Source organism: Halomonas kalidii, assembly GCF_030010475.1.
In the GTDB taxonomy this organism is placed as follows: domain Bacteria; phylum Pseudomonadota; class Gammaproteobacteria; order Pseudomonadales; family Halomonadaceae; genus Halomonas; species Halomonas heilongjiangensis.
Map to the genome: position 1 here is coordinate 140162 of NZ_JASCQN010000008.1, position 23763 is coordinate 163924.

Sequence of the window (23763 nt, forward strand, 5' to 3'; positions counted from 1 at the left end):
CGGGGAAATCAGGTTAGCGGTGCTTTCCGGTTGTACTTTAGACTATCCAGGTGGCTCAGGTGTCCACGACTTCCAACAACCTGCCTAACTTCTGGAAAGCACCATGACAATTCGCGCCATTCTCTTCGACCATGACGGAACACTTGTCGATTCCGAGCCCGTACATTTCCAGATGTGGCAGCAGATTCTCGAACGACGGGGTATTACGTTAAGCGAGAAGATGTATAAGGCTTGTTATGCGGGTAAGCCAACCGACGCGAATGCCGTGGATATGGTTGAGAGATTTCATCTCAGCGGGTCGCATGAAGAACTGGTAAGCGAGAAGAGCACAGCGACTCAACAACGGCTGAAGTGCACTGCCTTCTCACTCCGTCCCGGCGTCAAAGAGGTACTGCATTATCTCTACCAGAGAGGCGTGACGCTTGGGGTTGTCACGGGCGCCGGCCGAAATGGTGTCGAAGCGACACTGCGAGACAACGCACTGCATGCCCTCTTCTCTACTGTTGTCTCCGGCGATGACGTCAACGCCAGCAAACCAGCACCCGATGTCTACTTGCTGGCCATGAAGCGTCTTGGGCTTGCAGCTTCGCAGTGCCTCGCCATTGAGGACACTGAGCATGGAGTAAAGGCGGCCACGGGGGCCGGTATCTCTTGTATTGCGATACCAAACGACATGACTTTCCAGCACGACTTCAGCAAGGCCGCAGCAATTATAGATGACTTCGACGACCTCCTCGTGTGGTTGAACGTTTGAGGTCGAGGCGGCCGTGCGTGGTGGCGTCTCGCCTGCCTAACCACGTGCCGCCATCGCCCGTCGATACGCGTCCCGATACGCCTCGGCATACCGTGCCGGATCGGCGGGGAAGCGGCCGAGCTCCACGGCCAGGTCGAAGAACCCCTTGCCAGGCAGGTCGCCGCGACGGCTGACCACCAGGGCGGCGATGAAGGGCCGCCCCGCTGCGGCGTCCTCGCGCATCAGGGTTTCCAGCGCCCGGGCGACGCGCTGGATGGTGCGTGGGGGCGTGAGCCCCAGGGCTTCGGCCACCTGGTGGTAGGTGATCGGCAGCCTGGCCTCGGGCATCGTCTCGAGGAGGCGGCGCACCTCGGCCGCCAGGATGTCATCGGAGTTCGGTACTGGCATCTGTCGTCTCTGGTGGTCCATTGTCGCGGTCACGTCCGCGCGAGTCGTCGTGCGGCACCGGGCGCCTGCGGCGATTATGCTGACACTATCGATACCCGGCGTTAAGGAGTTCTCATGTCGCTGTTGCGTCCAAGCCGCCCACGCGGTGGCCGCTGGCCGGTGAGTGTCGCCTGGCTCGCCCTGGCCCTGCTGGTGCTCGCCGCGCTGCTGATGGCCGCCGCAGGTCCCGCCTACCGCCTCGGGCTGCTCCCGCTGGGCGATGCCTTCGGCCTGCTGCGCTACGGCGCCTACGCCGCCGCCGGCGCCGCCGGGGTGGGGCTGATCGCGCTGGTCGTCGCCACCTTCTGCCGACGCCTGCGCGCCGCCCTGGCCGGCGGCCTGGTGATCGTCGCCGTCGCCGGCATGATGACCGTGCCCTGGGTGCACTGGCAGCGCGCCCAGCAGGCGCCACCCATCCACGATATCACCACCGACACCGAGGACCCGCCCGCCTTCGAGGCGCTGGCCGACGCCCGGGAAGCGGCTCCCAACGCAGTGGACTACCCCGGCGAGACGGTCGCCCGTCAGCAGCGCGAGGCCTACCCGGATATCCAGCCGATCGACCTGGACATCTCGCGCGACAGCGCCCTCTCGGTCGCAGAGGCCGCCGCCCTGGACCTGGGTTGGGAGCTCGTCAGCGTCACCGACGGCAGGATCGAGGCCACCGACACTACCACCTGGTTCGGCTTCAAGGACGACGTGGTGATCCGTCTGACCGAGACCGACGACGGCGTGCGCGTCGACGTGCGCTCCGCCTCCCGCATGGGCCGCGGCGATGTAGGGGCCAATGCGGCGCGAATCCGGAAGTACCGGGTCGCGCTGGAGCGCCGGGTACGCCGCTGAGCCGAACCCGGCGGCTCCCACCAGTGTCAGACGGTTTTTGGGCAGCGCCCATACGCTATTCTCACGGGATCACGCCAGGTCAGGGAGACGCCGGGATGCGCCATTGGTTGGTCGCGAATGCCGATGCGGGTGATGGTAGCCGTGGGCGGGCCTTCTGGCTGGAGCACCTGCGGGGAGCGGGGCTTGGCGATGTCGCGGTGCGGGATTTTTCCGACACGACATGGGCACGGGAGGTCCGGGAGGACGACCTGGTGATGGTCGCGGGCGGCGATGGGTCCGTCAGCCGGGGCGCGGCGCTGTGTCTCGAGCGCAACGCCACCCTGGCGGTGCTGCCGTCGGGCACCGCCAACGACTTCTCCCGCAATCTCGGCTTGCCGGAGGATCCCCTCGAGATATGTCGGTTGATCGCCTCGGGCCGGACGGTCAATGTCGACGTCGGCTGGATCAATGACACCCTGTTCCTCAATGTCGCCCACATCGGCCTGGGGACCGTCCCTGCCAGGAAGGCATCCGCGAATCACAAGAAAGCGCTGGGCCGCTTCAGCTACCTGGCCGTGCTCGCCGGGAAGATCGGCATACGGTGGGGCTTCCAGGCGAGGATCACCCATGACGGCGGCAGCATCGAGGGCCTCTGGCTGTCGATCGCGATCTCCTCGGGGGCCTTCTTCGGCGGCGGCCAGCGCATTCCCGAGGCCACGATCGACGACGGCGAGCTGAATATCGTGGCCATACGGCCGCGCTCCTGGGTCAACCTGCTGATGACCTTTCTCGTCTCACGGCTACGGGGGCACCAGCCCAGGGACGGCTCAACCCTGGTACACGTCAAGTCGACCCGTTGCCTGGTCCAGCTACGCCACTCAAGGACCCTGACCGCGGACGGTGAAGACCTGGGGCGTATCATGGAGGCGACGGCCTCGACACGCCCGGGGGCGCTTCGGGTCATCGGTGAACACCTTCTGCCCACCTAGCGGCCCGCGCTCGGCGACTTTTCGGACAATGCTTAGCGTTGCTTGGCTCGGATCACGCGTTCGAAGGCCGCCAGTGTCTCGTCGCTGACGTGATGCTCAATGCCTTCGGCATCGCGTTGTGCGGTCTTGTCGCTGATGCCGATGGCACGCAGGAAGTTCACCACGGTTTCATGGCGGCGTTTCGAACGCGCCGCGAGTTCCTGTCCCTTCTCCGTCAGGAATACCGACCGGTAGGGCTGACTGGAAACGAGCCCCTCCCGCTGTAGTCGAGCAACGGTCTTTACTGCCGTGGCATGCGCCACCCCCAACCGTCGCGCAATGTCGACTGCACGCGCCTCCCCCGTGGTATTGATCAGATCGGCGATGAGCTCAACGTAATCCTCGGCCACCTCGCTCTGATGGGCTTCCCGAACCCGCTTGAAATTGACCGCTTGCTGCTCCGCATCCGGCAACACGGTACGGGCGCCCACTTCCGACTTGGTCATCGCCGTCCCTACCTCAGATGTCGTGTATCTCACCATAACATAACAGTGCCATGCGGCTGGCGAGTTCGCATGGCAAGGTGCCACACAAACACGAGATATAGCCTATGCTGTATTGTATAGCCACATACCCATCGTCGAGCCTACCATCGGGCATCCACCTGGAAGGCTCGTCTTGCACCATCGGAGCCGGGAGATGCGACCTTGGTTCAAGTACCCCATGACTCGGCGGCTTCTGCTCAGGGCGGGGGCGCTGATCGGCGGATCATCGGTGATACGCCTGGCAGTGGGCCAGGCGCCGATACCGACCACACCGAGTACCGCCCAGGACGCCCAGACGGGTGCGCACGGTACTCATGACGGCATGATCACCGTGGGGGAAGTGGACCATGCCCGCAACGGCTTCGACCCCCACGAGATCCTGACCGACTGGGAAACCGGGACTGTCTCTCGCCTCTCGAACGGACAGGTGCTCCGCGAATTCGACATCACCGCCAGGGACAAGGAGATCGAAATCGCCCCGGGCGTCTTCTTTCCCGCCTGGACCTACAACGGCCGCGTGCCGGGCCCGACCCTACGAGCCACCGAGGGGGATCGTATCCGCATACGCTTTATCAACGGCGGCAGTCACCCGCACTCCATGCATTTCCACGGGATCCATGCGGCCCGCATGGATGGCGTGCCGGGGGCCGGGGACGTGCCTCCGGGTGGCGTGTTCGTCTATGAGTTCGATGCCTTCCCGTTCGGTTGCCATCTCTACCACTGCCACTCGGTCCCACTCAAGCGACACATTCACAAGGGGTTGTACGGTGCCTTCATCGTCGACCCGGACCCGGACCGCCACCCGGAGCAGCCCGAAGCCGCGCGTTCGCGCCTGCTTGGCTCGTCGGAGAATGGGCGCTGGCAGGAACTCGTGCTGGTGATGAACGGCTTCGACACGAACTTCGATGAGGAGAATGAGATTTACGCGGTCAACTCGATCGCCCACGCCTATTTCAAGCGGCCCATCAGGGTAGACCGGGCTCGCCCACTGCGGCTCTACCTGATCAATGTCACGGAGTTCGATCCGATCAATTCGCTACACCTGCATGCGAATTTCTTCGACTACTACGACCACGGCACCACGCTCACCCCCACGCTACGGACGGTCGACACCATCATGCAGTGCCAGGCCCAGCGCGGGATCCTGGAATTCTCCTTCTCCGATCACGAGCCCGGGTTTTACATGTTCCACGCCCATCAGTCGGAATTCGCCGAGCTGGGTTGGATGAGTCTGTTCGATGTTCGGGACGCATGATGGCCGCAGCAGGCCTCGGGAGGGTACCCCGATGCAACGCACCGTTCTCTGGATCGTGCTACCGATTCTCTTGATCGTCGCCGTCATGGTGGCCTTCCTGGCCAACGATCCCCTGCGCTCCTTGACCGGCGCCGTCCCCCCCATCGAGGAACTCACGGTTGAGCGCACCCTGCTCGACGAGAACGGTATCGCGCTTCGGGTGCGTGCCGGCGGATCGGAGCCGATGAAGATCGCCCAGGTACAGGTCGATGGCGCCTATTGGGCGTTCAGGCAAACTCCGCCGGGGGCGCTGGAACGCCTGGCAACGGCCTGGATACGGATCCCCTATCCATGGGTGGAGGGCGAGACCCATCACTTGACCCTGTTGACCCCAAGCGGCATCACCTTCGATCACACCATCGAGGTTGCCGTGACAACGCCCACCCCCGACGCCCGCACGCTGCGCACCTTCGGCATGGTCGGATTATTCGTCGGCGTTGTGCCGGTGGCACTTGGCATGTTGTTCTATCCGGCACTGCGCGCGGGGGGCACGCGGGCTTTCCAGTTCGCTCTCGCCCTGACGACCGGTCTCCTGGCCTACCTGTTGGTCGACACCCTTGACGAGGCCCTGGCTTTGGCGGGAGAAGCCGCGCCCGGCTTCCAGGGGGAAATCTCGGTATGGCTTGTCGTCGCCTTGACATTCGCGGTGCTGATGGGAGTGGGTCGGCGTCACGGCAAGACGCTTGCCGGTGTGCAACTCGCGACCGCGCTCGCCCTCGGGATCGGCCTGCACAACCTGGGCGAAGGCCTGGCAGTCGGCTCCGCGTTTGCCACCGGCTCGGTTGCCCTCGGCTCGTTTCTGGTCCTCGGCTTCACCCTGCATAACCTGACGGAAGGTATCGGCATCGTGGCCCCCATGCTCAAGCAGCGGCCACCGCTGTGGGTGTTCGCCGCCCTGGCGGCCCTTGCCGGCCTGCCCGCCGTGGTCGGGATATGGGTCGGCAGCTATGCTTTCTCGCCCTATTGGGCCGCCTTGGCGTTCGCCGTGGGGGCGGGGGCGATCCTCCAGGTCATCATTGAGGTCGGTACACTATTGGTGCGCGACGCGCGCAGCGCGGGACAGCCATGGTTCTCGGGAATCGCCCTGTCCGGGGTCGGCGCGGGGGCCATGGCAATGTACACCACGGCCCTGCTGGTTCAGGTCTGACCAGGGTCGCGGGGCGGCCCCCGGCCCAAACCGCCGGTCAAGCCACCCGCGCCGGGGCGATGTTCTGATTCAGGCGGAACAGGTTGGACGGGTCGTAGCGGGTCTTGATCTCGACCAGCCGATCGTAGTTCTGCCGGTAGTCGGCGCGCACCCGATCGGCATCGTCAGCGGACATGAAGTTCACATAGCCCCCCTCCTCGGAATAGGGTCGCAGCGCCTGATAGTAGGCGCGTCCCCAGGCGATGTTGTGCTCGCTGTCGGCGGGGTCCGGCCAGCTCGGGCCGAGCACCGTCGCAAAGGTGGCGTCCCGGTAGGCGAACGCCGTGGCGTCGGGCGCGACACGCTGGCAGGCGCCATCGACGGGAAACAGCAGCGTCGCGCTCTGCAGGCACGGCATCCGGGCGCCGAAGTCGAGATGCACGTCGATCGCCTCGTCGGTCAGCTCCCGGGTGAAACAGCCCTTCCAGTAGTGGTGGAGCCCGGCGGGCAGCAGCTCGTCGAACAGGGTGTTGATCACCGGGTAGGGCATGCGCTGGACGAACTGCCCGACGACGGGGCCGAGGCGACCGAGCCGCTCGCGGATCGCGTCGTCCTCGGTTGCCGGCCCGCGCCAGCAGGTCAGCACCACGACCACCGGCCGGCCGTGCCACTGCTCGGGCACGAACGGCAGCGGCGGGGCGAGGGTGATGCCCAGCACCGCCCCCAGCGCCTCGGGCGCCTCGGCGATCAGGGCCCGGTAACCACGGATGACCGCCGCCTCGAGCGGATAGAAGGTTGGCCCACCGAGGATATCGGCCACGTCATGCAGGCGGTACTCGAACGACGTGACCACGCCGAAGTTGCCGCCGCCGCCGCGCAGGGCCCAGAGCAGGTCCTCGTGGTGGCCTTCGCGGCAGGTCAGGAAGCGGCCCTCGGCCGTGACCACGTCGGCCGACAGCAGGTTGTCGCAGGTGAGCCCGCAGCTCCGCGCCAGGTAGCCGAGGCCACCGCCCAGCGTCAGGCCGGCGATGCCGGTGCTGGAGACGATCCCGCCGGTCGTCGCCATGCCGAAGGCGGTGGTGGCATGGTTGAGGTCGGCCCAGGTGCAGCCGCCCTCGGCCCGGACGCGGCGACGCTCGGGGTCGACCCGGAGGCCGCGCATCCTCTCGAGCGACAGCACCAGGCCGCCATCGCAGGTCCCGAAGCCGGGGACGCTGTGGCCGCCGCCGCGCACGGCCAGGGGGAGCTCGTGCTCCCTGGCGAAGGTCACGGCCGTCATCACGTCCGCGACGCCTGCCGCCTGGACGATCAGGGCCGGGCGGCGATCGTGAAGGGCGTTGTAGACTCGGCGCGCCTCGTCGTAGCGTGCGTCGTCGGGCTGGATCAGCGCCCCGTGCAACCGTTCCCCGAGCGGCCGGAGCTCATCGGCCGACAAGGTGCGAGCGGCGCTCCGCTCGCTGGCATGTCTTGAATCCATCATGGCCACCCCCTCGTCGATGACTGGTTCAGGCGTGTGCCCTTCAGGGATAGCAGGCGGGCGTGCCCGGGGCGTGACAAGGACGTGACATGACCTTAGCGGCGCGGGGCGCCACCGCTTAAGCTGTTGGCAGGAGGTGCGCATCCATGACGCTCCTGCATGTCTCGCTGCTCGGCGAGTTCGCCTGTCATACGGCCGACGGGCACCCCCTCGCCTTCCCGACCCGCAAGGTCGAGGCGCTGCTCGCCTATCTGGCGGCGAACCCGTCCCGGCGGCACCCGCGTGGCAAGCTGGCGGGGCTGCTGTGGGACGACATGCCCGAGTCCCGGGCACGCACCAACCTGCGCCAGGCGCTGTCGCGGCTGCAGCATGCGCTGCCCGCGGCGGCACGGGAAAGCCTGGCCATCGGCACCCAGGAGATGGGGCTGAAGGAGAACGCGGTCGCGGTGGACCTCGACGCCTTCGAGCGCCTGCTGGCCGACGGGACCCCGGAGACGCTGGAGCGCGCCCTCGCCCTGTACCGCGCGCCCTTCCTGGAGGGCATGGCCGAATGCGGCGAGGCCTTCGAGGAGTGGCTGATGGCGCAGCGCCGCCGGCTGGACGAGCAGTTGCAGCAGCTGATGCACCGGCTGCTCGACCACTATGTGCTCACCGGCGCCATCGATGCCGCCATCCAGCTCGCCCTGCGGTTGCTGGAGCATGATCCCCTCGACGAGGGGGTGCAGCGCACCCTGATCCGCCTCTACCTCTATCAGGACCGGATCGGGGCGGCCCTCGAGCAGTACCGGCGTTGCCGCGAACGGCTCGCCGACGAGCTCGGCGTCGCCCCGGCCGCGGAGACCGAGCGCCTGAAGGCCGAACTGATGGGACTGCTGCCCGAGGGCAGCGGCGATGGGGGTGACCTGGCGCGCGAAAGCGACGACCTGCCCGAGCGGTCCCGGGTGATCGACGCCGCCGCCGCGGCGCGCGCCCGCCGACGCGCCGAGGCCTCCGACCAGCCGTCGCTGGCCGTGCTGGCCTTCGTGCCGCTCGAGGATGCCGACCTCCACCGCCACCTGGGCGACGGCCTGGCGGAGGACATCGCGACCGAACTCGGCCGCTTCCGCGAGCTCGAGGTGATCGCCCCGGCGAGCGCCCTGGCGTACCGCCACAGCGACGCCACGCCGGAGCGGGTCGGCCGCGAGCTCGGCGTGGATTACCTCCTGGAGGGACACGTCCGGCGCCGGGGCGAACGGCTCCGCCTCACCGCCCGGCTGCTGGCGACCTCGGGCGCGCGCCAGGTCTGGGCCGAGCGCTATGACTGCCGACTCGACGAGCTCTTCGACGTCCAGGACGAGATGGTCGGCCGCATCGTCGGCAGCCTGGTCGGGCGCATCGAGGACGATCGCCTGGCGCTGGCCCGCCGCAAGCCGCCCCAGGACTGGCAGGCCTATGATCTGTGGCTGCGCGGCTGGCATGCCCTGCGCCGCCCCGATCTGCCGGCGATTCGCGAGGCACGGCGCCACTTCCAGCAGGCGCTGGCCAGGGACCCGCAATTCGCCCGGGCCTATGTGGGCCTCGCCCTCGCCCACCTCAACGAGTGGGCCTGCTACTCCTGGAACTACTGGGTGTTCCTGCAGCAGGAGGCGCTGGAGTTCGGCCGCCGGGCGGTCGCCCTGGATGAGCACGACCACCGTGCCCACTGCATGCTGGGCCTGGCCGAGCTCTACGGTGGGCGCTACGAGGCCGCGCACCGCGAGCTGTCACTGGCCCTGGCCCTCAACCCGAACGATGCCGACGTGCTCGCCCACGCCTCCTTCGCCCTGGCGCTGATCGGCGATCCCGAGCGCGGGGTAGATGCGGCCCGCAAGGCGTTGCGCCTCGCCCCCTACCGGCCGGAATGGTACGCCGGCATGGCCGGAATCGCCTTCTTCAGCGCCCGCCTCTACGACGAGGCCATCGACACCCTGGCGTCGGCCCCCCAGGCCTTCTGCAACACCCCGGCCTTCATCGCCGCGGCCTACGCCCACCTCGGCCATCCGGAGCAGGGCGCCAGCCACCGCGACACCGTCTACCGCCACTACCGCTACCAGATGGCGCGCGGCGCCTTCCCCGAACACACCGGCTGCCTCGACTGGCTGACGGCGCTCGATCCCTATCGGCGAACCGCCGATGCGGAGCACTACCTCGAAGGGTTGCGCAAGGCGGGGTTCGAGTAGCAGGGTGTCACGCGCCAAGGTGGCCCATGCCCTCCGGGGGCAGCCGTGAGGACGGGACCTGCCGATATGGTAGCCTGGCACCATCGGGCCCTGATCACGAGGCATGCCATGCTGACCATCTCCAATACGGTGGAACTGGCCGATTGGGAAATCGACATCAGCCAGATCCGCGCCCAGGGGGCGGGGGGGCAGAACGTCAACAAGGTCGCCTCCGCAGTGCATCTGCGTTTCGACATTCTCGCCTCCAGCCTGCCGCCCTTCTACAAGGAGCGCCTGATGGCCCTCTCCGATCAGCGCATCAGCAAGGAGGGCATCATCGTCATCAAGGCACAGAGTTTCCGCACCCTGGAACTGAACAAGGAGGACGCCCTGGCGCGCCTAAGGGAGCTGATCCGCAGCGCGGTGAAGCAGCAGAAGGCCCGCCGACCGACCAAGCCCACCAAGGGGTCGCAGCGCCGCCGGGTGGACAAGAAGACCCGCAAGGGCAAGACCAAGGCGCTGCGCGGCAAGGTGCCGGTGTGACCCCTACCCCTGCGAGGCATGTCCGCTGGTGAGGATATGGTGCAGGCCGGCGCACTCCACCAGGGGATCCTCGCAGTTGACGACGATTTCCGAGCGGGCGAGCACGTGGCTCTTGCCGGTGATGGTGTTGTCCACCACCCGGTGCGTGCCCTCCCGTCGCGTGCCGGTCATTTCGCCGATGAAGCCGGTCTCGCGCAGCGAGACGGTCTCCAGCCGATCGCCCGACTTGATGGAGCCCTCATGGTGCATCAGCGCCAGCCGCGCCGAGGTGCCGGTACCGGTGGTGCTGCGACAGATCACGCCGGGGTGCACGTAGGTGGTCGAGCGCGAGCGATAGAAGTCGTCGGCCACCTGCTCGACCGGCCCCATGAAGTGCAGGAAGGGCAGCGGTCCCACGTCGCCCAGGGTGTAGTGGGAAAAGCCGCGCTCGGCCTGGATCGCCTCGACGATCTTGAAGGCGCACGCCGCCAGGTCGCGCTCCTCGTCCCGGGTCAGGTGAAAGCCCAGCTCGGCGGCATCCACCAGGGCATAGAAGCCGCCGCTGTAGGCCACCGAGTAGGTCACCTCGCCGATAGTCGGCACGTGGAGGCTGGCCCGATAGGTATCGATATAGCTGGGCAGCCCCTCGCAGGTGATCGCCTCCACCACCCCGTTCTCCACCAGCGCCTCGATATGTACCAGTCCCGCGGGCGACTCCAGCACGAAGCGCTGGCGCCCCTCCTGCTTGGGCACCAGGCCCAACTCCAGCACCGCGGTGGCGGTGCAGATGGTGTTGGAGCCGGAGTAGATCGGGTAGCCCATCACCTCCATGATGATGTAGCCCACCGCGGCCTCGGGGTGGCTGGGGGGCACGAGCAGGTCCACCGACATCTCGGGGATACCGTAGGGTTCGTCGAGCAGCAGCTTGCGCAGGCCATCGGCGTCGTCGCGCAGGTAGTGCATCTGTTCCCTGACCGTGGCGCCGGGCAGCGGGTCGATGCCGCCGGTGACGATGCGGCTGACGTCGCCGCCGGCATGGGTGTCCATCAGCTGGATGACGAGCTCCTCCTTCATGCCCGCCCCTCGAGTGCGAAGGGCGCGCCATGCTCGCGCCACTGGCTGTCGGGAACGATCACGATCTTGCCCAGATAGTTGCTGCCGCGGTTGACGAAATAACGCTCCGCCTCGTGCAACTCGGAGAGCCTGAAGGCCGCGTGCAGCACCGGCTTCAGCTGGCCGCTACGGATCCAGTCCACCAGCTGCTCGGCCTCTTCGCGGGTGCCGTGGGAGACGCCGAAGATCTGCACCTGATAGAGGTAGATGCGGGTCCACATGATCTCGCTTAGGTTGCCGCCGCTGGCCCCGGCGATGGAGAGCCGCGGGTAGCTGTCGCGGCGCCGCATGTCGACGATCATGGTGTCGATGAAGCGGTCGGTCATCTCGCCGCCGACCAGGTCCATCACCGCGTCGATGGGCGCACCGCCGGTGGCCTCGAGTACCCGCTCGACGAAGGTCGGCAGATCGCCACGATCGATCACCGCCTCGGCGCCGAGCGCGAGCAATCCCTCGGCCTTGTCGGGCTGGCTCACCGCAAAGGGGATCGCACCGACGATGCGGCACAGCTGGATCAGCGCCGTACCCACGCCGCCGCTGGCGCCGCTGACGAGAATCCGCTCACCCGCGCTCACCCGGGCCGAGGTCATCATATGGTAGGCGGTCTGGTAGGAGCACATGCCCATGGCGGCGAGTTCGGCATCGGCGAGCTCGGGGTTGGGCACATGGTGGAACTGGTCCGAGGGCACGGCGATGTACTCGGCGAAGCCGCCGTCGGCCCCGTGGCCGTAGTAGTCCGGCATCAGGTTGAGGTCGCGGCGGGCATCGGGATAGAGGTTGAAGTCCAGCAGCCCGCGCTCGCCGAGGCGCGAGGCGGGAACCCCCTCGCCCACGGCGACCACGCGCCCGGCCACGTCGGCGCCCTGGATGCGCGGGAAGGTCAGGGTCGGCGAGCCGCCCATGGCGAAGGAGGTCACCTCGCCCTTGTCCCTGGTGGGGTAGAGGCCCTCGCGCGCCTTGCGGTCGGTGTTGTTCTTCGCCGTCGCCGTGACCCGCACCAGCACCTCGCCCGGCCCTGGCCTGGGCGTCGCCACGTCCCGATGATGGACCAGCTTGTCGATGCCGCCATGCCCGGTCAGCAGCATGGCCGCCATGGTGGCCGGAACGTTCTCCGGAAGGGTATCGTGTGCCACTTGTCTCAACCTCCTGGCATGAATGGGCTTGCATCCGTGGTCACGAGAAGAGGGTGATTCCCCTCGGTGGAGGCCAGATTGAAACACGACCGTGGCCGAACTGGACATGGTGAGCCGGAACGATTCTTTCTGAATTTCACCGCTGTCGTGTGCGTTCTTCCTGCTCGGTCTTCACCTGAACGCCGGCCCGCCTGGCGAACACACAGATGGGCGAGCCATTCACCGGCAATGCCCCGCCGTCGGACGCGATCGCGAGAGGTTACAAGGGTCGCTGGAGAGCTGCTACCTTGGGTGGGCACAGGGCGCCATGGAAAAGGCTCGAGGAATGGATGCACCGCGCGACAACCCGAGGCCACCGGGTGCAACCCGGCGGTGGCTAGCATTGCTGATGGTGGTGACTGGGCTGCTGGCCAGCCTCCCGGCCAGCGCGGCGACCGAGGCAGGCCGGGTGGGGCTGCCGCGCTTTCCCTCCATCAGCCCGGACGGCTCGGAGCTCGTCTTCAGCTGGGCGGGTGACCTGTGGCGGGCATCGAGCGCCGGCGGCCGGGCGACACGGCTGACCCGACACCGGCTCGACGACCTCTATTCGAGCTGGAGCCCGGACGGCGAATGGATCGTGTTTGCCTCGATGCGCGACGGCTACATGAACCTGTGGCGCATACACCGCGACGGCAGCCGCCTGAGCCAGATCACCCATGCCGACCAGCACCTGCGCAACCCCGCCTACGCCACCGATGCCGACGGCGAGCCGGTGATCACCTTTTCCGGCATGCTCGAGGCCGATGTTCATCGTGACCATCGGCCCTATCGGGTATCGCCGCAGGGCGGCGAGTACCGCCGGCTGCATGATGCCTTCGGCTCCGACCCGCAGCTATCGCCCGACGGCCAGCGCCTCGCCTTCACCCGGGGCGGGACCTACCATGGCTGGAACCGCCGCCATTACCGCGGCCCGGATGCCATGGACATCTGGCTGTACGACCGCGAGGAAGACCGTTTCGAGCCGCTCACCGAACGCGACGGGGACGACGGCCGCGCCCGCTGGGCCGACGACGACACCCTGCTCTTCATGTCCGACCGCGAGGACGAGACGGTCAACCTCTACCGTGTGGCCCTCGATGACGGGGACCGCACCTTCGAACGCCTCACCGACTTCGACGACCGCGACCTGCAGCACTTCGACGTCTCCCGCGACGGCAGCACCGCGGTCCTGCAGGTGTGGGACACCCTGTTCACCCTGGACCTCGAGGACCCGGGCGCCGAGCCCGAGCCGGTGACGCTGCGTGCCCCCACGGATGGCCGCGACGCCCAGGAGCTGCGGCGCATCAACCGGGACATCAGCGAGGCGGCGCTCAGTCCCGATGGCAAGACGATGGCCTATATCGCCTACGGACGGGTCTATGTCCGCCACATGGACGAGCACAGCCCGACCCAGGCGGTGACCCCCGGCACCCACGCCCGGCACCGGGACCTCGCCTGGTCGCCGGACGGCCTGCGGCTCTATTTCGTCAACGATGCCGATGGCAGCGAGTCGATCCGCGAGGCACGCGTGGCCCTGACGCGCGCCGACATCCGCCGCACCCACGACCGGGCCTCGCCCGACGAAGACGAGCGGGCGGACCGGGAGCGCGAGGCGCCGCCGGCCCCGGACGCGCCGCTCGCCGACGTTCCCGTTGCCCGGGAGGAACCCGAAGGCAACGGCGAACCCGATGCCGCCTTGCCGGGCGCAGAGCCGGAGGACCCTTTCGCCCCGCAGGATCCGGGGTTGCTGCTCGATCCCCCCTTCCTGACGGACCCGGCCGCTTTCGTCGACGAGCCCCTGCCGGAGCAGCCCGCCGAGCCGGAGAGCATCCCCGAGGAGGAGCTCGACCCCGAGCCGGAAGACGACGTCCCCTCCGGGCGCGACCCGGCCCGCTGGCACGATGCGGTGCGGTTCGAGGTGCGCCCCCTCGTCCAGAGCGAGCACAACGATCGCCAGGTCTCACCGTCGCCCGACGGCCGCTCCATCGCCTTCCGTCGCGGCCGAGGCGACCTGATGGTGATGGACCTGGCGAGTGGCGACGAGAGAACCCTGGTCGAAGGCTGGGACAGCCAGCTCCACTGGCGCTGGTCGCCGGACAGCCGCCATATCGCCTACGCGCAGAACGACCTCGACTACAGCACCAACATCTTCATCGTGCCCGCGGACGGCTCCCGGGAACCCGTCAACATCACCCGGCATCCGCGCAACGACCTCAACCCCCGCTGGTCGGCAGACGGCCGCAAGCTGAGCTTCATCTCCAACCGCTCGGGCGACAGCTACGACCTCTACAGCGTCTACCTGGATCGCGAACTCGAGACCTACACGCCGCGCGAGCGCACCGCCTATTACCGTGGCGCCCGTGCGGCGGCCTCCCAGCGGGCCCCCTTGCCGGTGACGCCGGACGCGGAAGCCGCGGCGGCAGACGCTGAAACGAGACTCGACCTGGAGAGCGCCTGGCGACGCGTCGAGCGTATCACCGCCTCGCCCGCCCACCAGTCCGCCAACGAGATGACCCCCGGGGGCGATCGCTACGTGTTCAATGCCGGTCACGACGGGCTGATGGTCATGAACTGGGACGGCAGCGAGCGCAAGCGCCTGGGCAACGTCGCCGACGTACAGCACCTGAGCACGACCGGTGATCGTGCCATCTATGTCTCCAGCGGGCGTGTCGGCGTGGTGGACCTGTCCAGCGGCATGCACCGCTACCCCGATATCTCCGACCGCATTCGCATCGATCTGCGTCGACAGTCGCTGCAGAAATTCCACGAGGCGGCCCGAGTGATCGACGAACACTTCTACCGGCCGGACATGAAGGGAGTGGACTGGCCGACGCTGGTGCAGGATTACGCAGCGCTGATCGCCCAGGCCCGCACGTCCAGCGAGTTCAGCGACATCGCCAACCGCCTGATGGGCGAGCTGGCGGCTTCCCACCTGGGGGTGACCAACCCCGGCCCGGAATCGGCGCTGCGCGAGCCCTCGGGACGCTTCGCCATCGAGCGGGAGCGCGTATCGCACACCGGCGGCGGGGCCGGCTACCGCGTCACCGAGGTGATCCCCGGGGGGCCGGCGGCGCACGGCCCCATGCCGCTAGAGCCCGGCGACATCATCACCGCGATCGACCTGCAACCCTTCGAGGAGGACGATACCCTGCTGTACCGGCTCCGCGGACGGGTCGACCAGGAGGTGATCGTCACCTTCGAGCGTCCCGACGACGGCTACGCCGAGTACCAGACCCTGTTGACCCCGGTGGGCCTCAACGACCTCGCACGCCTCAAGTACGATGCCTTCCGTGCGGAAAATCGCCGCCGGGTCGAGGCACTTTCCGACGGCCGGCTCGGTTACCTGCATATCCAGGCGATGAACCAGACCTCGCTCGAAGGCTTCCAGGGCGACCTCTATGCCGCCGCCATGGGCAAGGAGGGCCTGATCATCGACGTGCGCAACAACGGCGGCGGCCACACCACGGACCGCATCCTGACCTCGATCATGACCGGCGAGCACGCCTACACCCTGCCCTCCGGCGCCGATCCGGACGCCACCGGCCACTACCCCCAGGGCCGGCTCCACGCACCACGCTACACCCTGCCGATCAACATGCTGGCCAACGAGAAGAGCTACTCCAACGCCGAGATCCTGGCGCACGCCTTCTCCACCCTGGGGCGCGGCACCCTGGTCGGCCAGCAGACCTACGGCGGGGTGATCTCCACCAGCAGCGAGACCCTGATCGACGGTGCCACCGTGCGGCGGCCGTTCCGCGGCTGGTACCTGCCCGACGGCACCGACATGGAGCACAACGGCGCGATGCCGGACCTGGTGGTCGAGCAGACCCCCGAGGACGAGGTGGCGAACCGCGACCGCCAGCTCGAACGCGCCGTCGAGGACCTGCTCGCGCGGATCGACGCGAAGGAGTGACCCCTCTCCGCCCCCGCCCGGTCGATACCCTCCCCCCGAGGGAGGATCGCCCTGCATGTCGAACGTGCGACAATCGCGCCCCTCGCCAACGACTCCATGGAGCGGACATGCTGGCCTTCGCGACCGGGCACCATCACCGGGTGACCCTGACCTACTTCCTCGCCTTCCTCGCCATCGGCATGAGCGGTGGCCTGCTGGGGCCGGCGCTGCCGCACCTGGCGGAGATGACCGGCTCGACCATGGGCCAGATCGCCGTACTGTTCACCGCCCGGGCGCTGGGCAACATGCTCGGCTCGGTGGTCTCCGGGGTGCTGGTGGACCGCTTCCCGGGGCACCGGGTGCTGATCGGCATGGTCCTGCTGATGGCGGCGGGGCTCGCCGCGGTCCCCTTCAGCCAGGTCCTGGCGCCACTGACGGCGGTGGTCTTCCTGCTCGGCTTCGCCGAGGTGTCGATCAATGCCGGGACCAACACCCTGCTGCTGTGGACCCATGGCACGGCATCGCCCCCCTGGATCAGCGCCCTGCACTTCTGCTTCGGGCTCGGCAACATGCTGGTGCCGCTGGCCCTGGTGGCCGCCCTGGCGCTGACCGGGCACGTCGCCTGGGCCTTCTGGCTGGTGGCGCTCTACAGCCTGCTGCTGCTCTGGCCGCTGGTCAGGCTGGCCAGCCCCCGGCCGGCGCGACACGACGCCGGCGAGCGACCGCCGCCACCACCCCCGGACGCCTGGCGGCTGGCGATCTTCCTGCTGATGTTCGGCCTCTACGTGGGCATGGAGATCACCTTCGCCGGCTGGATCACCGCCTACGCCACCCTGAGCGGCATGGCCCCCGGCGACGCGGCCCTGCTGGTGACGCTGTTCTGGCTGACCCTCTCCGCCGGCCGCCTGCTGGCCATTGTGCTGCTCAGGCGCTTCTCGCCCTGGCGGGTACTGCGCGGCTGCCTGCTGCTGGGCCTGGCCACCGCCCTGGCGCTGCACCGGGCCTGGCTGCCGCTGCAGGCGGTGGCGCTGCTGTTCGGGCTCGCCGCCTCGGCGATCTTTCCCACCCTGTTCGGGCTCAGCAACCAGCTGATGGCGATGAGCGGGCGCACCACCGGGCTGATCTTCCTGGCCGCGGGCAGCGGGGCCATGGCCGTGCCCTCACTGGCCGGCCCGCTGCTGGAGTGGGCCGGCCCCCGGGCCTTCCCCCTGCTGCTCGGCGGCCTGGTGGGGCTGCTGATGCTGGGGCTGCTCGCCCTGCAGGCCCGGGTGAGGCGCGGGGCGCCATGATCGCCCGCCCCGCGCTCAGTGCTGCTTGACCCGCCAGATCCGCCAGGCCAGCAGGACGACGATCAGGACGCCCAGCGGCCCCAGGACGGTGGCGGCGAGGCGCGGCTCGATCGGCATGCCGAGCGCATCGAGTCCTTCGAGGGACAGCTTGAACAGACTGACGATGTAGTAGCTGATGACGATGATCGACAGCCCCTCGACCGCCTTCTGGATCTTCAACTGGCTGCTGGAGCGCTCGTTGAGACTCTGCAGCATCGCCGAGTTCTGCTCCTCGATCTCCACCTGGGCGCGGGTCCGCAGCAGGTCGTTGAGCCTCGCCACGCTCTGGGCCAGGCTCTCCTGGCGCCGGTCCACCGCCGCACAGTAACGCACCGTGGGCAGGAAGCGCCGCATCAGGAAGGTGCCCAGGCGCTGGCAGTCCCCGACCCGCGTCTCGCGCAGCTCCTCGATACGGGTGTAGACGATGCGTGCATAGGCCTCGGTGGCGCTGAAGCGTTGCCGGGAACGGGCCCCGCTGCGCTCGAGGTGCGACGACAGCAGCGAGATGGCCGCCAGCAGCGGGCGCGGGCTCGCCTCCTGCTGGTCGGCGTTGCGGTCGGAGAGCTCGCCGAGTTCCGTCTCGTAGGCCCGCAGCTCGGTGGCGAGCTCCTTGGCCAGCGGCAGCGCCAGCGAGGCCATCATGCGGTAGGTCTCGATCTCCAGCAGCCGGCGGGCCATGCGTCCCAGGCGGAAGTCGTTGAGCCCGCGGTTGACGAGCAGCAGCCGGTTGACGCCGTTCGCGTCGAGCCTGAAGTCGCTCCAGACGGTGGCGTCGCCGCCGCCGATCCGCGAGCCGGCGGGGTCGCGGAAGCCGTAGGCCGCGGTGTCACCGCCCCAGCCGTCCTCCGACTCGGTCAGGATCAGGGTGGCATTGATCAGCGCCGCGCGATGCGCCGCGACGATGGCCGCCAGCCACGGCGGCGGCGGCGACCAGGCCTCGCCATCCGGCTCGCGCGGCACCATCAGCGTCAGGGTGAAGAACTCGGTGTGCCGTTCCCATTTCAGCACCTGGCCATCGTCGAGGGTCAGGATGTCCTGGACGGCTCCCGGGGCCGGGCGCGTCCCGGCCAGTTCGCAGAGCCGCGGGACGATGCCGTCGCCGACGCCGTCGGTATCGAGAAAGGCATAGTGGTACAGGTGGGCCGGCTCCACGAAGTAGATCGAGGGCCGGGCGTGCAGCTCGTTGTGCAGTCGCTCTCGCTGGGGGTGCATGGTCGGGCCTGAACATGAGGTGAAGCCCCGAGAGTAAGGGCTCGCGGCGGTCAGGCCAACCGCCCTGCGTCAACACGCCTCGCTCCCGGTCCCCGTCACAGCCACTTCACGCGCCGGAACACCCAGAGCAGGCCGACACCGATGACCAGCATCACGACCAGCACCACGAAGTAGGCGTAGCGGTAGGCGAGCTCCGGCATGTGCGCGAAGTTCATGCCGTAGACGCCGGCGAGGAAGGTCAGCGGCACGAAGACGGCGGTGATCACCGTGAGGATGCGCATGGTGGTGTTGAGCTGGTGCGACGAGATCGAGAGGTAGCCGTCCACCAGGTCGCCACAGATGTCGTAGTACATCTGGGTCAGGCTGTGGAGCCGCTCGAAGCGCTCGAAGACGTCGTTGATGGCGTGCAGGGTCGCCGGATTCTCGCGGGGCAGATGACGATAGTCGTAGGCGATCAGTTCCTGGGTGATGCCCTTGTGGTAGTTGAACAGCCGGCGCATCTTCACCAGACGCGACTTGTAGGCGACGATGCGGCGCATCAGGCTGTCGTTGCCGGCCAGTTGCAGCTCGTCCTCCAGGTCACTGATCTCGGTCTCGAATTCCAGCAGGCTGTTCAGGTAGTAGCCGGCGGAGGCATACATGATCCGCAGCGCCACATGCTCGGGCGACTCCTGCAGCAGGGGGCCGCCGTCGTGGACGAAGAGCCGCTCGATACTGTCGGCACTGCCGGGGTGCAGGCTGATCAGGTAGTCCTCGCCGAGGAAGAAGGCCATCTGCTGGGGCTGGTAGTTGAGCTTGGCGTCGAAGGAGGAGATGCCCCGGTAGATGATCAGGGTATGGTTCTCGAACTCCTCGATCTTGGGCGGGTGACGCTCGCGATGGGCATCATCGATGGCCAGCGGATGGCTGTCGAACTGCTCCAGCAGGCGCCGCTCCGTTTCCCGTGGCTCGCCCTGCAGGTCGATCCACAAGCGGCTGCCGGCCTCCTGTCGCCAGCGTTCGATCAGGGCCTCGTCGCCCGACAGGATCCGGCCATCGGCGGTCGCCAGCAGCGTGCGAATCATGGTCTCTCCATCCGTTGGGGGTCTGCCACGACCATAGGCCAAGCCGGCCCGGCGTGCACCCGCTCAGGGCGCCGGCATCGCGTGCGTGGCGTCCCCGAGCGGCCGGGGCGGCTGCAGGTAGCGGAACAGGAAGGCCAGGGCGCCGGGCAGGCTGGCACGCCATACCCGCCAGGTGTGACCACCGCGGAACACCTCGAGCGGCACCTGGCCGGGCTGGTGCTCCTCCAGCGCCAGTTGCAGCTTGCGGGCGTGGTGGACGGCATCGAAGGCATCGTGGCTGCCGGCGCTGAGATAGAGTGGCACCACGTACTCCTGGTCCAGGTAGCTGTCGAGGTATGCCGGGTAATTGAGCCGTTGCCAGAGGTCGGCGTCGAAGCGGCCCTCGGGGGTGAGGAAGGCGGCATGCTCGCGGGCCGTGGAGTTGGCCGGCGGCACGGGATGGTAGCTGGCCGGGCTCAGGGCGGCGGCGGCGGCGAACAGCTCGGGGCGCTCGAGGATGAAGTTGACGGTACCGTAGCCGCCGGCAGAGAGCCCGGCAACGGCGCGCCATTCGCGCTCGGGAACCACCCGCCACAGCGCCTCCACATGGGGCAGCAGGTCATCGAGGAAGGCGGAGCGGGCCTTCTCGTTGTGGCCATCGATCCACCAGCTCTGGCTGCCGGGCATGACGATTACCGTGGGCGGGATGCGTCCCTGCCGGATCCACCGGTCGGCGACCGCCTTCAGGGCCCCGCGGTTGACCCAGTCCTGATCGTCGCCGAAGGAGCCATGCAGCAGGTAGAGCACCGGATACTCGAGGCCAGACTCATGGAAGCCGTCGGGCAGATAGAGGGTGTAGGGATAGTCGCGCCCCAGGGTCTCGGAATGGAAGCGGTGATGGGTGACCTGGCCGGCCAGCGCCTGGCCGGCCAGCATGACGAGCAGCAGCATGGCACAGCAGCGCAGCCCCTCCTTCATGCTCGGCCCTCCATGCCCGCGAAATGGAAAGATAATTTCCCGGCTCGGGGGAATTCGTGCCACCCGTCGTGGTCCGACAACGCACCGGTTGCAGATGTTCAACACTGATCCATGGCGAAGGGAAATCGGGGCTTCCATGAACCGAATCGAGGAGATCTACTGGCTGCGCTGCTACGGCTGTCTGGCGGTGTTCGGCTTTCACTTCCTCGACCGTATCAATCAGCACCTCGACCATCTCGCCCTGAATCTGGCACGGATCCCCACGGTCCTGGGGACACCTAGCTTCATCTTCATCTCGATCTTCCTGTTCTCGGCACGCTACGGCAACGCCATTCCCGAGGGCTTCCTGACCAACCGCGTCAAGTACGTGATGATTCCCTACCTGGTCTATGGCCTGATCTACTCCACCACGGAATTCGTGAGGGTGAACGCCGGCGACGGCGAGGTGGGCTTCGTGGACAACGCCGTCGAGTATCTGCTCTACGCCGGCTGGCATGGCTACTTCCTGATCATCGCCATGCAGTTCTATGCCTTCTACTGGGCCTATACCCGCTTCGCCCTGGGACGCCTCCTCGAGCCCGGCCCCTGGCTGGTGATCGGCAGCTTGATCAGCATGGGCTACTGGGGCCTGACCCGGTGGCTCGGCATCGACCCGCCCGGCTACCTGCTGTGGATCGCGCCGCTGGGCTGGATCTATCTGTTCTTCCTCGCCCTGCTGCTGGTGCGCCACTACCCCACCCCGGAGCGGGTGCCGCTGCTCGGCGAACTGGCACGCCCCCGCTGGCTGGTCGCCATGACGAGCCTGGTCGTGCTGCTCTCGCTGCCGGGCTGGCTCAATTACTCCTCCAAGGAGACCTGGGTGATCCCGCTGTTCATCCTCTTCGTCCTGTGGACCATGACCCGGCTGCACGGCCGTCCGGCGCCCCCCCTGGTCAGGCGAATCAACGAGCACTCCTTCGGCATCTACCTGGCCCATCCGCTGTTCTTCGGCGTGGTGGACTTCTGGGACCGGCAGCTGAACTTCCCGCTCCCCCTCTACGCCCTGTTGCTGGTCGTGACGGGGTTCGCCGGCTCGATCGGCCTCAACGTGCTGGCCAACCGGCTCACCTGGGGCGGGTTGATGTTCGGCAAGCGGCTGCGCGTGGCCTGAACCGGTGCCCGGCGAGACGCCCCGCCACGACCTGCGCTAGTCTATCCACCAGGGACCGTCGCCCACCGCAGCGGTGACAGGCGACCGATCCAGGCAACGGGGAGGAGTGTCGATGAGTGAGCGCGTCTCGCAGGTGATCGTTCCCGTGGATGGATCGCCGGCGGCCGCGGCGGCGGCCCGCCATGCCAGCCTGCTGGCTCGGCTCCTGGATGCCCCGCTGCAACTGCTGCATGTGATGCCGCTCACCCCGGCCGAGCTCAGCGACATTCCCGCCAACCGCCAGGTCGACTCCGACCGCGACCGGGCGCTGCGCCGCGAGCAGGCCGCCACGGCATTCGCCCTGGCGCGGAAGGCCATCGATCCCGACCTGACGCTGACCCCCACCGAGGTGACACTCGAGGACGCAACCTTCATCCGGCATCCCGAGCTGGCCATCGTCAAACACGCCAGCCAGCATGCCGGCTGCCTGCTGGTGCTGGGGGCCCGGCACCTGAGTGACATGGGCAAGTTCATGCAGGGCAGCGTCAGCAACGAGGTGGTGCACCGGGCACGCGGCCCGGTGACCATCGTGCATGCCGATGCCAGCCTGCTCGAGGCCTCGCATATCGGACGGGTGCTGGTGCCGGTGGACGGGGCCGCCCCCTGCCACAAGGCGGCCGCCCTGGCCGGCGACCTGGCGCGCAGCGCCGAGCTGCCGGTGGAGCTGATCTTCTGTCAGCCGGGCGTCGGACCGACAGGCGCCGGCGACGGAGAGGAGAGCCAGTCCGGGCGGGTCTTTCGGCTGGCCAGGGAGGCGCTGGGCGAGGTGCCGGCCGGTATCGAGGAAGTGCTGAATCACGATGAGCGCATTCCCGAGGCGATCGTCGCTCGCGCCCGTCAGCACGCCGACGACGCGCCGATGATCGTCATGGGGCGGCGGGGGCTCGGCAAGTGGCGAGCGTCACTACTAGGGAGCGTCAGTCACCGGGTGATCGACCGGGCCCCCTGCCCGGTGACCGTGGTGGTCTGACGGCTCCTCCGTCAGGTCTCGGCCTCATGGGCCGCCTTGAGGCGATAGAACTCGTCGACGATATCGTCCATGGCGGCGGGGTCGTAGTCGCACAGGCCGCTGACCACCAGCTTCTTGGAACCGGTACCGATCTGCTCACCGTCGCTGGCGATGCGGAATTCCAGCAGGACATCGCCGCGCTTGCCGGTGACCTCCAGCGACGAGCGGGCCAGCTCCAGGCCAGGCGCCCGGCCATCCAGTCGCTCCAGCGAGAAGCCCATGCTGTCGTAGATCACCAGCGGGCGGCGCGGGTTGAACATCACCCCCTTCTGCTCCATCAGCGGCTTGAGGTAGTGGGGGAAGTTCTTGCCCGAGAAGGCCACATAGCAGCGGGTAAAGGCCTCGACCACCGCCTCGTCACGGGTCGTGTCGCCGCTGCGCTCCACCTCGAGGTAGCACTTGCCGCCCTCGTCGCAGACACGGACCCGGCCGTCGTCGAGCTCCTGGAAATAGAGTGGCGTACCGTCGCCGACCATGCTCAGGAAGCGGAAGCTCATCTGCTGGGAGAGGCCGAAGCGGGCCAGCACCAGGGCGAACAGCAGGTCGCCGGGCACGCAGAAGCGGCGCGCATCCGGGTTGTGGATAGGGTTGTAATCGCCGGCGACTCGCTTGGCGAATCGACTGGCCTGCTCGGCGGAGATGCGAACCTGCTCCCCCGTGAGCGTATGGAATTCATCGAGAAACATGCTGCTGTGCCTGCCCTGCGTCGTTGGCGATCCATCTTCTGCCGGCCACTG

General features: G+C 67.9%; 20 protein-coding genes. 11 read left to right on the forward strand and 9 right to left on the reverse strand.

Features of this window, described 5'->3' with window-relative positions:
- Positions 1–103: 103 nt before the first annotated feature.
- Positions 104–754: an HAD family hydrolase gene (locus QLQ85_RS01215; protein WP_282737356.1), complete on the forward strand. Its 651-nt coding sequence runs from the start codon at positions 104–106 to the stop codon at positions 752–754.
- A gap of 36 nt (positions 755–790) precedes the next feature.
- Here QLQ85_RS01215 and QLQ85_RS01220 read toward each other — a convergent pair whose 3' ends face one another.
- Positions 791–1141, reverse strand: a complete 351-nt coding sequence (locus tag QLQ85_RS01220; RefSeq protein ID WP_282737357.1) for a hypothetical protein — start codon at positions 1139–1141, stop codon at positions 791–793.
- Between the two features lie 114 nt (positions 1142–1255).
- On the opposite strand from QLQ85_RS01220, the gene QLQ85_RS01225 reads away from it, so the two are divergent.
- Positions 1256–2023 (forward strand): DUF1499 domain-containing protein, encoded by a 768-nt coding sequence (locus QLQ85_RS01225; protein ID WP_282737358.1) that lies wholly within the window; start codon positions 1256–1258, stop codon positions 2021–2023.
- Between the two features lie 95 nt (positions 2024–2118).
- Entirely contained in the window at positions 2119–2991 is an 873-nt protein-coding gene (locus QLQ85_RS01230) for a diacylglycerol/lipid kinase family protein (RefSeq protein ID WP_282737359.1), read from the forward strand.
- A 32-nt stretch (positions 2992–3023) separates the two neighbouring features.
- Here the strand turns inward: QLQ85_RS01230 and mntR are convergent, their stop codons facing one another.
- Positions 3024–3476: a manganese-binding transcriptional regulator MntR gene (mntR, locus tag QLQ85_RS01235; protein ID WP_282720372.1), complete on the reverse strand. Its 453-nt coding sequence runs from the start codon at positions 3474–3476 to the stop codon at positions 3024–3026.
- 172 nt (positions 3477–3648) lie between these two features.
- Between mntR and QLQ85_RS01240 the strand changes: the two genes are divergently transcribed.
- Positions 3649–4770, forward strand: coding sequence for a multicopper oxidase domain-containing protein (locus tag QLQ85_RS01240; RefSeq protein WP_282737360.1), 1122 nt, complete (start codon positions 3649–3651; stop codon positions 4768–4770).
- Positions 4771–4801: 31 nt separating this feature from the next.
- Positions 4802–5956, forward strand: a complete 1155-nt coding sequence (locus tag QLQ85_RS01245) for a ZIP family metal transporter (protein WP_282737361.1) — start codon at positions 4802–4804, stop codon at positions 5954–5956.
- Between the two features lie 37 nt (positions 5957–5993).
- Here the strand turns inward: QLQ85_RS01245 and QLQ85_RS01250 are convergent, their stop codons facing one another.
- Positions 5994–7415, reverse strand: a complete 1422-nt coding sequence (locus QLQ85_RS01250) for an FAD-binding oxidoreductase (RefSeq protein ID WP_282737362.1) — start codon at positions 7413–7415, stop codon at positions 5994–5996.
- Between the two features lie 143 nt (positions 7416–7558).
- On the opposite strand from QLQ85_RS01250, the gene QLQ85_RS01255 reads away from it, so the two are divergent.
- Together QLQ85_RS01255 and arfB are read left to right on the forward strand one after the other, a co-directional pair.
- A complete protein-coding gene (locus QLQ85_RS01255) occupies positions 7559–9610 on the forward strand; it encodes a BTAD domain-containing putative transcriptional regulator (protein ID WP_282737363.1) in 2052 nt (683 codons plus the stop codon).
- 108 nt (positions 9611–9718) lie between these two features.
- Positions 9719–10132 carry an alternative ribosome rescue aminoacyl-tRNA hydrolase ArfB gene (gene arfB, locus QLQ85_RS01260; RefSeq protein WP_102626177.1) on the forward strand — a complete coding sequence of 138 codons (414 nt, stop codon included), beginning with the start codon at positions 9719–9721 and terminating at the stop codon, positions 10130–10132.
- 3 nt (positions 10133–10135) lie between these two features.
- On the opposite strand, the gene QLQ85_RS01265 is transcribed toward arfB, so the two are convergent.
- Together QLQ85_RS01265 and QLQ85_RS01270 are read right to left on the reverse strand one after the other, a co-directional pair.
- Complete coding sequence (locus tag QLQ85_RS01265; protein ID WP_282737364.1) at positions 10136–11185, reverse strand: proline racemase family protein; 1050 nt, start codon at positions 11183–11185, stop codon at positions 10136–10138.
- A complete protein-coding gene (locus QLQ85_RS01270; protein WP_282737391.1) occupies positions 11182–12318 on the reverse strand; it encodes an alcohol dehydrogenase catalytic domain-containing protein in 1137 nt (378 codons plus the stop codon). The genes QLQ85_RS01265 and QLQ85_RS01270 overlap by 4 nt, the downstream gene beginning before the upstream one ends.
- 427 nt (positions 12319–12745) lie before the next feature.
- On the opposite strand from QLQ85_RS01270, the gene QLQ85_RS01275 reads away from it, so the two are divergent.
- The gene (locus tag QLQ85_RS01275; RefSeq protein ID WP_282737365.1) at positions 12746–16288 is read left to right on the forward strand and encodes a S41 family peptidase; all 3543 of its coding nucleotides are present in this window, start codon (positions 12746–12748) and stop codon (positions 16286–16288) included.
- 107 nt (positions 16289–16395) lie between these two features.
- On the forward strand, positions 16396–17556 hold the full coding sequence (locus tag QLQ85_RS01280; RefSeq protein WP_282737366.1) for an MFS transporter: 1161 nt from the start codon (positions 16396–16398) through the stop codon (positions 17554–17556).
- A 15-nt stretch (positions 17557–17571) separates the two neighbouring features.
- Here the strand turns inward: QLQ85_RS01280 and QLQ85_RS01285 are convergent, their stop codons facing one another.
- The 3 genes from QLQ85_RS01285 to QLQ85_RS01295 form a co-directional block, all read right to left on the reverse strand.
- Positions 17572–18807 carry a DUF3422 domain-containing protein gene (locus QLQ85_RS01285; protein WP_282737367.1) on the reverse strand — a complete coding sequence of 412 codons (1236 nt, stop codon included), beginning with the start codon at positions 18805–18807 and terminating at the stop codon, positions 17572–17574.
- 95 nt (positions 18808–18902) lie between these two features.
- The gene (locus tag QLQ85_RS01290; protein ID WP_282737368.1) at positions 18903–19871 is read right to left on the reverse strand and encodes a magnesium transporter CorA family protein; all 969 of its coding nucleotides are present in this window, start codon (positions 19869–19871) and stop codon (positions 18903–18905) included.
- A gap of 63 nt (positions 19872–19934) precedes the next feature.
- A complete protein-coding gene (locus tag QLQ85_RS01295) occupies positions 19935–20828 on the reverse strand; it encodes an alpha/beta hydrolase (RefSeq protein ID WP_282737369.1) in 894 nt (297 codons plus the stop codon).
- Positions 20829–20964: 136 nt separating this feature from the next.
- On the opposite strand from QLQ85_RS01295, the gene QLQ85_RS01300 reads away from it, so the two are divergent.
- A complete protein-coding gene (locus tag QLQ85_RS01300) occupies positions 20965–21978 on the forward strand; it encodes an acyltransferase family protein (protein WP_282737370.1) in 1014 nt (337 codons plus the stop codon).
- 112 nt (positions 21979–22090) lie between these two features.
- Positions 22091–22987 carry a universal stress protein gene (locus tag QLQ85_RS01305; RefSeq protein WP_282737371.1) on the forward strand — a complete coding sequence of 299 codons (897 nt, stop codon included), beginning with the start codon at positions 22091–22093 and terminating at the stop codon, positions 22985–22987.
- A gap of 11 nt (positions 22988–22998) precedes the next feature.
- Here the strand turns inward: QLQ85_RS01305 and QLQ85_RS01310 are convergent, their stop codons facing one another.
- A complete protein-coding gene (locus tag QLQ85_RS01310; protein WP_282737372.1) occupies positions 22999–23712 on the reverse strand; it encodes a DUF3581 domain-containing protein in 714 nt (237 codons plus the stop codon).
- Positions 23713–23763 lie beyond the last annotated feature (51 nt).

Coding starts and splice junctions, on each gene's coding strand:
- QLQ85_RS01215 (WP_282737356.1), top strand. CDS start 104: ATGACAATTCGCGCCATTCTCTTCGACCATGACGGAACACTTGTCGAT.
- QLQ85_RS01250 (WP_282737362.1), bottom strand. CDS start 7,415: ATGATGGATTCAAGACATGCCAGCGAGCGGAGCGCCGCTCGCACCTTG.
- QLQ85_RS01285 (WP_282737367.1), bottom strand. CDS start 18,807: ATGCACCCCCAGCGAGAGCGACTGCACAACGAGCTGCACGCCCGGCCC.
- QLQ85_RS01280 (WP_282737366.1), top strand. CDS start 16,396: ATGCTGGCCTTCGCGACCGGGCACCATCACCGGGTGACCCTGACCTAC.
- QLQ85_RS01290 (WP_282737368.1), bottom strand. CDS start 19,871: ATGATTCGCACGCTGCTGGCGACCGCCGATGGCCGGATCCTGTCGGGC.
- QLQ85_RS01295 (WP_282737369.1), bottom strand. CDS start 20,828: ATGAAGGAGGGGCTGCGCTGCTGTGCCATGCTGCTGCTCGTCATGCTG.
- QLQ85_RS01255 (WP_282737363.1), top strand. CDS start 7,559: ATGACGCTCCTGCATGTCTCGCTGCTCGGCGAGTTCGCCTGTCATACG.
- QLQ85_RS01300 (WP_282737370.1), top strand. CDS start 20,965: ATGAACCGAATCGAGGAGATCTACTGGCTGCGCTGCTACGGCTGTCTG.
- QLQ85_RS01230 (WP_282737359.1), top strand. CDS start 2,119: ATGCGCCATTGGTTGGTCGCGAATGCCGATGCGGGTGATGGTAGCCGT.
- QLQ85_RS01225 (WP_282737358.1), top strand. CDS start 1,256: ATGTCGCTGTTGCGTCCAAGCCGCCCACGCGGTGGCCGCTGGCCGGTG.
- QLQ85_RS01245 (WP_282737361.1), top strand. CDS start 4,802: ATGCAACGCACCGTTCTCTGGATCGTGCTACCGATTCTCTTGATCGTC.
- QLQ85_RS01220 (WP_282737357.1), bottom strand. CDS start 1,141: ATGCCAGTACCGAACTCCGATGACATCCTGGCGGCCGAGGTGCGCCGC.
- QLQ85_RS01275 (WP_282737365.1), top strand. CDS start 12,746: ATGGTGGTGACTGGGCTGCTGGCCAGCCTCCCGGCCAGCGCGGCGACC.
- QLQ85_RS01305 (WP_282737371.1), top strand. CDS start 22,091: ATGAGTGAGCGCGTCTCGCAGGTGATCGTTCCCGTGGATGGATCGCCG.
- QLQ85_RS01270 (WP_282737391.1), bottom strand. CDS start 12,318: ATGGCGGCCATGCTGCTGACCGGGCATGGCGGCATCGACAAGCTGGTC.
- QLQ85_RS01310 (WP_282737372.1), bottom strand. CDS start 23,712: ATGTTTCTCGATGAATTCCATACGCTCACGGGGGAGCAGGTTCGCATC.
- mntR (WP_282720372.1), bottom strand. CDS start 3,476: ATGACCAAGTCGGAAGTGGGCGCCCGTACCGTGTTGCCGGATGCGGAG.
- QLQ85_RS01265 (WP_282737364.1), bottom strand. CDS start 11,185: ATGAAGGAGGAGCTCGTCATCCAGCTGATGGACACCCATGCCGGCGGC.
- arfB (WP_102626177.1), top strand. CDS start 9,719: ATGCTGACCATCTCCAATACGGTGGAACTGGCCGATTGGGAAATCGAC.